At 66.0% G+C, this 9,105-nt stretch carries 10 protein-coding genes; all 10 read left to right on the forward strand.

Annotated elements, in window-relative coordinates; genetic code table 11:
* On the forward strand, positions 1 to 1,162 hold a 1,162-nt coding region (locus Q0176_RS07010), incomplete at its 5' end, for a Glu/Leu/Phe/Val dehydrogenase (protein ID WP_299300689.1).
* Positions 1,163 to 1,195: 33 nt separating this feature from the next.
* On the forward strand, positions 1,196 to 2,419 hold the full coding sequence (locus Q0176_RS07015) for a M20 family metallo-hydrolase (RefSeq protein ID WP_299300692.1): 1,224 nt from the start codon (positions 1,196 to 1,198) through the stop codon (positions 2,417 to 2,419).
* A gap of 346 nt (positions 2,420 to 2,765) precedes the next feature.
* Positions 2,766 to 3,809 (forward strand): rod shape-determining protein, encoded by a 1,044-nt coding sequence (locus Q0176_RS07020; protein ID WP_299300695.1) that lies wholly within the window; start codon positions 2,766 to 2,768, stop codon positions 3,807 to 3,809.
* A 94-nt stretch (positions 3,810 to 3,903) separates the two neighbouring features.
* Positions 3,904 to 4,710, forward strand: coding sequence for a flagellar hook-basal body protein (locus Q0176_RS07025; protein WP_299300698.1), 807 nt, complete (start codon positions 3,904 to 3,906; stop codon positions 4,708 to 4,710).
* A gap of 33 nt (positions 4,711 to 4,743) precedes the next feature.
* Complete coding sequence (flgG, locus tag Q0176_RS07030; RefSeq protein WP_299300701.1) at positions 4,744 to 5,550, forward strand: flagellar basal-body rod protein FlgG; 807 nt, start codon at positions 4,744 to 4,746, stop codon at positions 5,548 to 5,550.
* A 4-nt stretch (positions 5,551 to 5,554) separates the two neighbouring features.
* Complete coding sequence (flgA, locus tag Q0176_RS07035; protein WP_299300704.1) at positions 5,555 to 6,526, forward strand: flagellar basal body P-ring formation chaperone FlgA; 972 nt, start codon at positions 5,555 to 5,557, stop codon at positions 6,524 to 6,526.
* A 23-nt stretch (positions 6,527 to 6,549) separates the two neighbouring features.
* The gene (locus Q0176_RS07040; RefSeq protein ID WP_299300707.1) at positions 6,550 to 7,116 is read left to right on the forward strand and encodes a flagellar basal body L-ring protein FlgH; all 567 of its coding nucleotides are present in this window, start codon (positions 6,550 to 6,552) and stop codon (positions 7,114 to 7,116) included.
* 62 nt (positions 7,117 to 7,178) lie between these two features.
* Positions 7,179 to 8,330 carry a flagellar basal body P-ring protein FlgI gene (locus tag Q0176_RS07045; RefSeq protein ID WP_299300710.1) on the forward strand — a complete coding sequence of 384 codons (1,152 nt, stop codon included), beginning with the start codon at positions 7,179 to 7,181 and terminating at the stop codon, positions 8,328 to 8,330.
* Positions 8,331 to 8,391: 61 nt separating this feature from the next.
* The gene (locus tag Q0176_RS07050; protein WP_299300713.1) at positions 8,392 to 8,769 is read left to right on the forward strand and encodes a hypothetical protein; all 378 of its coding nucleotides are present in this window, start codon (positions 8,392 to 8,394) and stop codon (positions 8,767 to 8,769) included.
* A partial coding sequence (locus Q0176_RS07055; protein WP_299300716.1) for a YkgJ family cysteine cluster protein occupies positions 8,766 to 9,105 on the forward strand: 340 nt, incomplete at its 3' end. The genes Q0176_RS07050 and Q0176_RS07055, both read left to right, overlap by 4 nt.

A 9,105-nucleotide genomic window follows, 5' to 3' on the forward strand; every position in this document is an offset into this window, starting at 1 on the left:
CTCCGAGCGCAGGCTTGAGGTCTCCGTGCCCGTGGAGATGGACGACGGTTCCGTCCAGGTTTTCAAGGGCTACAGGGTGCAGCATTCCACCGCCCTCGGCCCGGCCAAGGGCGGCATTCGCTTCCATCCCGACGTGGACGTGGACGAGTGCGAGGCTCTGGCCATGCTCATGACCTGGAAGTGTTCGCTGGCCGGCATCCCCTACGGCGGCGGCAAGGGCGGGGTCTGCTGCGATCCCCTGGTCCTCTCCAAGAAGGAGAAGGAGCGCGTGTCCCGCACCTTTGCGGCCCGCATCGCGCCGATCATCGGGACCTGGCAGGATGTGCCCGCACCGGACCTCAACACGGGAGGCCAGGAGATGGTGTGGTTCAGCGACACCCTCACCAAGATGCGTGGCCAGCTGGAGCCGGGCGTGTTTACGGGCAAGCCGATCCCGTACTGGGGCTCCAGGGGGCGCAACGAGGCCACGGGCCGCGGCGTCGCCACCTGCGGCCTCGAGCTGATGAAGGTCCTGGGCAAGAACCCGGAGGGCATTCGGGCGGCCATCCAGGGGTTCGGCAACGTCGGCAGCTACACGGCTAAGACGCTGGCGGAGGCCGGGGTCAAGGTCGTCGCCATCAGCGATATCACGGGGTCCTATTACTCCCCGAAGGGCATCGACCTGAAGAAGGCCTTCGAGCAGATCTCCTCTCATCCCAAGAAATTGCTGGAGGGGTTCACCTGCGACGGCTGCGAGAAGCTGGGGGTCTCGGACGTCCTGTTCGTGGACTGCGACTTCCTGTTCCCCTGCGCGCTCGACGGAGTCCTGAACGACAAGACGGCGGACAAGGTGAAGGCCAAGTACCTCGTCGAGGGCGCCAACGGCCCCGTCACCCCCGAGGGGGACAAGATCCTCTCGGACAAGGGCGTCACGCTCGTTCCCGACTTCCTGGCCAACTCGGGCGGGGTCATCGGCTCCTATTTCGAGTGGGCGCAGAACCTCCAGGGCTTCTTCTGGACGGAGGAGGAGTACAACAACCGCCTGATCCACATCATGAAGGGCAACTTCAAGCACGTCTGGGAATACGCCCAGGCCAAGAACGTCAAGATGCGCCGCGCCGCTTTCATGGCTGCCATCCAGCGCGTCGCCGACGTCGAGGCGCTGCGCGGCATCTTCCTGTAGGGTGGCTCTCCCTGCTTTGAGGAGGCGCTTTTCGTGAAGGACAGGGTGCTTTCAGCAATCGAAGGGCTTCGCGGCGAGATGGTCGAGGCCCTGAGCCGAATCTGCCGCATTCCCGCCGTCTCCCCCCATAACGGGGGGACGGGGGAGGAGGAGAAGGCCAGGGAGATCGAGCGTCTTGTCGCGGAGCTGGGACTGGGCGCCGTCACATGGCAGAGGGTCGAGGACGAAAGGTCCGCGACGGGGAACCGGCCTTCTCTGTTTCTGGAGTTGCCGGGAAAGCAGCGGCGTCGGCTCTGCATCCTGACTCATGTCGATATCGTCCCCGAGGGGGATCGGTCGCTTTGGACGATCGACCCCTATCGGCCCGTCGTCAAGGGCTCCCGTCTCTATGGACGCGGGGTCAGCGACAATGGGATGACCCTTATCGCCTCGCTCTACGCGCTCAAGGCGCTCGTCGCATCCGGCGCCAAGCCGGAGTTCTCCGTGTGCCTCGTCTTTGCCGCGGACGAGGAGATGGGGAGCGGTTTCGGCCTGAAGCCCCTGCTGGAACGGGGGCTTTTCCGCCCGGACGACCTGGTGATCGCTCCGGACGGCGGCAACGACGCGGGGGATTTCGTCGAGATATCCGAGAAGGCCAGCCTCAAGCTCGCCTTTACCGTAACGGGCCGCCAGGCTCATGCCAGCTTGCCCAATACGGGGCTGAACGCCTGCCGTGCGGCCAACATCCTGGCCGTGGAGGTGGACGAGGCCCTGCACAAGGCGTTCCCGGACGAGGACCCGCTTTTCGATCCTCCCATCTCGACCTTCGAGCCGACCCGCCGTTTCGCCAACGTCCCCAACACGAACACGGTCCCCGGCAAGGAGCGGTTCGAGTTCGACTGCCGCGTCCTTCCCTCCGTCTCCCTGGACGAGGTGCTGGGGGTCGTGGAACGGGTGCGGAAGGACGTGGCGGACCGGACCGGCGCCGCGATCGATCTCGATGTCGGCCGAAGCGATGCGGCCGTCCCCACCTCTCCCGACAGCGACATCGTCCGCCTGCTCTGCGGCGCCGTTCGGGAGGTGCTCGGGGTGGAGCCAAGGACCGGGGGGATCGGAGGGGGCACGTTTGCGGCGTTCTTCCGCAGGAAGGGCATTCCTGCGGTCGTCTGGCAGCAGGAATGTGCCGGCGTGGCCCATCAGCCCGACGAGTACACGGAGATCGACTACCTCGTCAACAACGCAAAGGTCTTCGCCTTGATGATGCTGGGCGGGCTTTGATCCGAAAATCTTCTGTATTTTTGCCGAAAGTGGCGTGCCGGAGAGGGAGAAGAGGTTTTCTCCCTCCCCGGCATCTTGTTTTCCAGGGGGCGCTTTGGCTTTCCCGGTATGGTACGGAAAAATCTCGTCTGCTCTGGTAAAAAAACGTTTCAGGCGCTACAATTTTAATCATGGGGCCATCGTGTACTTCCCCTCCGGAGGAGAGGTCCGGGGGGAGGCGTAGGCCCGACCGAAGCCCCATGGGGGTTCATATCGAGATGGGGCGGAAACGCCGATGAAAATAGGGCGCTGGTCTCGCCGGCGGCGAGGGGCGACTGATGTTTCGGCCTCCCGAGGAGGTTTGACGATGTTCGGAACGGATATAGGAATCGATTTGGGCACGGCGACGATCCTGATCTTCGAGAAGAGGCGCGGGGTCGTGCTGAGGGAGCCCTCGGTCGTGGCCGTCGATCAGGATACCGGCAACATCCTGGCCGTGGGATACGAGGCCAAGAACATGGTGGGACGCACGCCGGGCAGTATTGTCTCCGTCCGCCCGCTCAGGGACGGCGTCATCGCGAATTACTCGATGACCGAGGCGATGCTCCAGCACTTCATGCGGCGCGTCACGCGCGGCTGGCAGCGTTTTTTCAGGAACAGGGCGATGATCTGCGTCCCGTCCGGTGCCACGGACGTGGAGCGCAGGGCCGTCCTCGAGGCGGCGCTGGAGGTCGGGGCCAAGGAGGCCTACCTCATCGAGGAGCCCATGGCCGCGGCCATCGGTGCCAACCTCAACGTCGAGGAGGCCCGGGGCAAGATGGTCGTCGACGTCGGCGGCGGAACGGCGGATATCGCAGTGATCTCCCTTGGGGGGGTCGTCGTGTCCAAGTCGCTCCGGATCGGGGGGGACAAGTTCGACGAGGGGATCATGCGTTACCTCCGGCGCCAGTACAACCTCGCGATCGGCGAACAGACGGCCGAGAACCTCAAGATCATGATCGGCACCTGCACCCCGCTGGACGAGGAACAGCGCATGGTCATCAAGGGCCGGGACCTCGTTCAGGGACTGCCGCGGCAGATAGAGGTCTCCAGTTCGGCCGTCAACATGGCGATAGGGGAGATGGTTCAGACCCTGGTCGATGGAGTGCGCAACGTCCTGGAGCTAACGCCGCCGGAGCTTTCGGCCGATATCATAGACAGGGGCATCGTCCTCACCGGGGGAGGCTCCCTGCTGAGGGGGCTGCCCGAGCTGATCTCGCAGCAGACGGGGATCAACTGCTTTACGGCGGAGAACCCGATGGAGTGCGTGGCCCTGGGCACGGGCAGAGCGCTGGCGGCCATCGACAAGCTGACGGGGGCGGGACGCAACAGCGTCCTAGTGAACGTCAAAAAGGGACGCAGGCGTCGCTGACCTCCCCCGGCCCCTTTGAAATTCAAGGGGGACTTAGGAGGAGGCCGGCTGAGGAAAGCGGTTTGGCTCCACCTTTTCGAAGGGGCGTGATTTTTTGCACAGAGGGCTTTATGCGGCATGCTCCGCGATGCTGGTTCAGGAGACGCACCTGGACGTCGTGACGAACAACCTGGCGAACGCGGACACGCTCGGCTTCCGTCGCCGCATCCCCGTCAACGAGGAGTTCAGCGCGCATCTGGACCGCCTCGAAAAGGTATCGGAGGACGACGAGCGGAAGATCGTGACCGTCCCCCCGTTCACGATGAACTGGAAGGGGAAGCGGACGATCGGGACCCTGGCCCTGGCGAACGTCTTTTCGGAGAGCGCCATGGACACGACGCCGGGCGTCGTCCGCGTGACGGACAATCCGCTGGATCTTCTTATCGACGGGCCGGGCTTCTTTGCCGTCCAGGACGGGGCGGGGAACACCTTCTATACGCGCCAGGGCAGCTTCGCCCTGAGCGACGACGGCGTCATCGTCACCCAGGATGGAATGGCCCTCCAGGGCGACGGCGGGGACATCGAGGTGGGGACGGCCACCCGCCTGACCGTCAACCCCGGCGGCCAGGTCTACGCGGATGGGGCGCTCGTGGGGACGATCCCGCTCTATACCTTCGAGCGGCCGACCTACCTGAAGCAGGTGGGCCGAAACCTCCTGGCGCCCAACGGCGCTTCGGGGCCGGCAGCCGAGGTCGAGGACGTCCGGCTTGTCGGGGGGGCGCTCGAACGGTCCAACGTCAGCGTCGTCGAGGAGATGGTCCGCATGATCGAGGCCCAGCGGGCGTATGAGGGCGCCTCGAAGGCCCTGATGGCGCACGACGAGCAGACGGGCAAGTTGATTACGGCCTACGGCAGGGGCTAAATTCCCTTTCGCGTTAGGGGGAGGACTTATCGCATGTTGAGATCTCTTTGGTCCAGCGCTTCGGGCATGATCGCCCAGCAGACCCATCTCGATGTCGTCTCGCACAACCTCGCGAACGTCAATACCCAGGGGTACAAGAAGCGGAGAGCCGACTTCGAGGACCTGCTCTATCAGGTCAACCGGGAGCCCGGGACGCCGGTCGAGCCGAACTCCATGGTGCCTACGGGCGTGCAGGTGGGCCTGGGCACCCGGGTCATCGCGACCCCCAGCTTCATGACCCAGGGGAACTTCCAGATCACGGAGAACCCTCTGGACTGGGCGATCGCCGGCAAGACGATGGCGGGGGAGAACGCCTATTTTCAGGTGACGCAGACGGACGGGACGATCGCCTACACCCGCGCCGGGGCATGGGATGTGGATGCGGACGGGCAGATCGTCAACCACGACGGCCTGCTGCTCGAGCCCGCGATGATCATCCCCCGGGAGGCCACGTCCATCCAGCTGAGCCGGGACGGCGTCGTATCCGTCAAGATGCCCGGGCAGACGGAGCTTCAGGAGGTCGGGCAGCTGGAGCTGGCGCGCTTCATCAATCCGGCGGGCCTCCGGGCCGAGGGGGACAGGCTGTTCGTGGAGACGGAGGCCAGCGGCCCCCCCATCCTGGCGCAGCCCGGCACGGACGGGATGCCCGAGGTGCGCCAGGGCGTCCTGGAGATGTCCAACGTCCAGGTCGTCGAGGAGATGGTGGAGATGATCGTGGCCCAACGGGCGTACGAGGCCAACTCCAAGGGCGTCCAGACGGCGGACGACCTGCTGAGGATCGCCAACGGCCTGAAGCGTTAGGGCGATGAGACCCTTGGATTGTGTGCGGCGGAGGATACTCCGCCTTTTTTTTATAGCGCTCGCCTGTGCCGCGCTGATCCCGGCCTCCGGCGCCTCGGGCGCGGAGCGGCCCGTCCGCATCGATATCCCCCCCTCCGTCCAGGTGGACGGCACTGCCTTCGCGCTGGGGGATATCGCGTGGATCTCCGGCCCCGACGGGGTTCGGGATGTTCTGAGCCCCCTGATCCTGTCGGTCGAGGAGGGGGACGTCGTCACCCGGGAGCAGGTGATCCGGGCGGTCGAGGCCAGCGGGCTCGAGGGCGTCCGTCTGGAGGTTCGGATGCCCGACAGGGTGCGGGTCGAGGCGTCCGGATCGGACGGGACGCCGAGGGGGGAGGGGGGCGGGCGTTTCGCCTCTGACGAATCCCTCGTATCTGTGATAAAATCACTTGCAGCATGGGATGGCGATGTCGAGGTCTCCCACGCGGGCCCCGTTCCCGAGGGGCGGATCGTCTCGCCGGCCTCCCTGGTCCCGGGGACCGCGGCCGCCACGCTGCGTTTCCGCGATGGGGCGGGGCGCGAACGCTCCCTGGCCGTCCGCATGGTCTGGACCCGGGACGTCCTCGTCATGGCGAGGTCCGTGCCCAGAGGACAGCCCCTGACTGCGGAGGATTTCGTGACGCGCCCCATGCGCATCGCGAAGCCCGGCGTCTACGCGGTGCAGCTCTCCCAGGCCGTGGGGCGCACGTCCCGCAGGTCCCTGCCTCAGGGAAAGCCCGTGCCGCTGGAGTTCCTGTCCGAGCCCCCCGCGGCGGAGAAGGGCAGGACCGTCCTGATCGTCGTGCGTCGGGGGGGGCTTGTGGCGACGGCTAAGGGCGTTCTGCTGGACGACGGGATCGCGGGCGCCGTCGTGAGGGTACGTCGGGCGGACGACAAAAAGGTCGTCCTCAGGGCCCGGGTCTTGGATAGCGAAACCGTGGAGGTGGATGTTCCGTGAATGCCTCGAGAGGACGGGCGGGTTTGATTTTGTTCTGTCTCTGCCTTTGCGCTGCGGCGTGGGGGATCGGGAGGGCCGAGGCCGTCTCCCTCTGGGACGACAGGACGAACTGGACGGCGGACGAGCGCCCCGGCAGGGTGGGGGACATCGTCACGGTGCTGGTCAACGAGCGGACCGACGCCAAGGACGAGGCGACGATGGACGTCAAGAAGTCCTCGAAGAACTCCGTCAGCGACGGAACGGGGATTCTGAGGTTCATCAGGAGCCTTGGGCTGACGAGCGACAACAGCAGCAAGGGCGACGGCTCAGTCGAGCGCAAGCATCACGCGAAGGCGACGGTCGCGTGCCTGGTCACGGACGTGCTTCCCAACGGAAATCTGCTCATCGAGGGGACGCGCGACGTCCGGACCAGCGAGGAGACGCTGCAGTTCCAGCTGATCGGTGTGATCCGCCCTCAGGACGTCAACAGCAACAACCAGATCCGGAGCGAATTGATCGCGAACGCCGAGCTGGCGGTCAAGGGTAAGGGGGCCATCTCCCGGACCCAGAAGCCGGGGATCATCACCCAGATCCTTCAGATGGTCTTCTGAGGGTTCCGATGTTCATGTCGTTCGACAGCGCGTTTCACGGGAAGAGGAGGGACTCTCTCGGGATGAGGGGCAGGAGCGCGGTGGTCCGCACCGTGTGGGGAATCGCTCTGGGGCTCGTTCCGGTCCTTTGCGGCATGGCCTCCGCGGCGGTGGACCTTCGGGATATGGACTTCGGCCGGGTCCATCCTCAGGTGCGCATCAAGGACGTCGTGGAGATTGAGGGCGCGCGCGGAAACCAGCTGACGGGCGTGGGGCTTGTGACGGGGCTCGCGGGGACGGGGGACAAGTCCTCCATGGCCGTGCAGATGATGCGCAACATGATGCGCAACTTCGGGGTGACCCTGGACGAGAAGGCGGCCCGGACCAAGAACGTCGCGGTGGTATCCCTGACCGCGACGCTGCCGCCCTATTCCCGTCCCGGCCAGGCCATAGACGTCAGCGTCAACGCGATGGGCGATGCCAAGAGCCTTCAGGGCGGGACGCTGATGCAGGCCCCGCTGAAGGCGGCGGACGGGAAGGTCTATGCCGTCGCCCAGGGGGCCGTGCTCGTGGGGGGGTATGCGGCGGCCGGTTCCGCCGCCTCCACTACGAAGAACATCCCGACGTCGGGGCTCATCCCATCGGGGGCGATCGTGGAGCGCGACGTACCCGCGGATTACGCCGTTGGCGGCCAGCTGGCGCTGCTGCTTCGAGACCCCGACTTCACGACGGCGCAGCGCATCACGGACACGATCAACCGGCAGTTCGGGGCGGTGGCCTATCCCGTGGACGCGGGGCGGGTCGTGGTGAACCTTCCGGGGCAGTACCTCGCGGCGCCGACGGCCTTCCTGGCGAACATGGAGAAGCTGGAGATCGCGCCGGACAGCCCGGCGCGCGTGGCCGTCAACGAACGGACCGGGACCGTGGTGATGGGGGGCAACGTCCGCATCAGCTCGGTGGCCGTGGCGCACGGCGGGCTCACGGTGACCGTGAAGGAGGACCCGAACGTCGTGCAGCCCGGGCCCTTCAGCGGCGGCGAGACCCGGACGGAGCGCAGGACGGACATCACGGTGGATGAGGACGGCGCCAGCATGATCGCGATGCCCGCGACGACAACGGTACGGGACCTCGTTCGGGTCATGAACTCCATCGGGGCGACGCCCCGGGACATCATCGAGATCCTCCAGGCGATCGACAGGGCCGGGGCCCTGCATGGCGAACTGGTGAACATGTGAGCGGACGACCGGCTCTTGGGGGCCGACGGCCCCGAATGCCGCGTAAAAGGTGGAATGGACGATGATCGACCCCATAAGCAAGTACAATTTTCGCGCCTCTGAGACGCAGGTCCCCCCGGAGGTCCATAAGACGCCGGAGGCCCTGAAACTGAAGGACGCCTGCCAGCAGTTCGAGTCCATACTCTGGGCGCAGGTCTGGAAGAAGATGCGCGACAGCGCCCGCGCGGTCAGCGGCTCCGATCGGGACCGTCCGTGGAAGCAGATGGAGGACCTCTCGCTGGAGATGGCCACGGACGACCTGGCGGCCAGCGACAATGGGCCGGGGCTCTGGAGGATGCTCTACGATCGGATGGTCGGCAGCCTGGCGGCTCGCGATGAGTCCGTCTCGGCCGAGGAGCTTTCCGAGGAAGGGCCGGCGCGGGTGTCGTCACGGCCGTGAGGCCCGTGTGGTGGGAGCAGGGCGTTCGTTTTTCCTGCGTCGGGTGCGGCCGCTGCTGCCGGGGCGAGCCCGGCGCCATTTTTTTCTCCCGCGCCGAGGGCGAACGGGTCTGCGCGCTCCTCTCCATGGACGAGGGAACCTTTCGGAGGCGCTTCGTCACCCTGCGCTGGGGGCGCCCCAGCTTCATCGAGCGCCCGAACGGCGACTGCATTTTTTATCGGGCCGAGGAGGCCCGGTGCTCCATCTACGGCGTCCGCCCCTCTCAGTGCCGCCTCTTTCCCTTCTGGACCGAGGTGATGCGGTCGGAGGAAAGCTGGGCGTCCTATGCGAAAAGCT

This window comes from uncultured Fretibacterium sp. (genome assembly GCF_938040765.1).
Lineage (GTDB): Bacteria > Synergistota > Synergistia > Synergistales > Aminobacteriaceae > CAJPSE01.

Bases quoted from the DNA above. Each gene is read 5' to 3' on its own strand.
- Q0176_RS07020 (WP_299300695.1), top strand. From the start codon at position 2,766: ATGTTCGGAACGGATATAGGAATCGATTTGGGCACGGCGACGATCCTG.
- flgG (WP_299300701.1), top strand. From the start codon at position 4,744: ATGTTGAGATCTCTTTGGTCCAGCGCTTCGGGCATGATCGCCCAGCAG.
- flgA (WP_299300704.1), top strand. From the start codon at position 5,555: ATGAGACCCTTGGATTGTGTGCGGCGGAGGATACTCCGCCTTTTTTTT.
- Q0176_RS07045 (WP_299300710.1), top strand. From the start codon at position 7,179: ATGAGGGGCAGGAGCGCGGTGGTCCGCACCGTGTGGGGAATCGCTCTG.
- Q0176_RS07050 (WP_299300713.1), top strand. From the start codon at position 8,392: ATGATCGACCCCATAAGCAAGTACAATTTTCGCGCCTCTGAGACGCAG.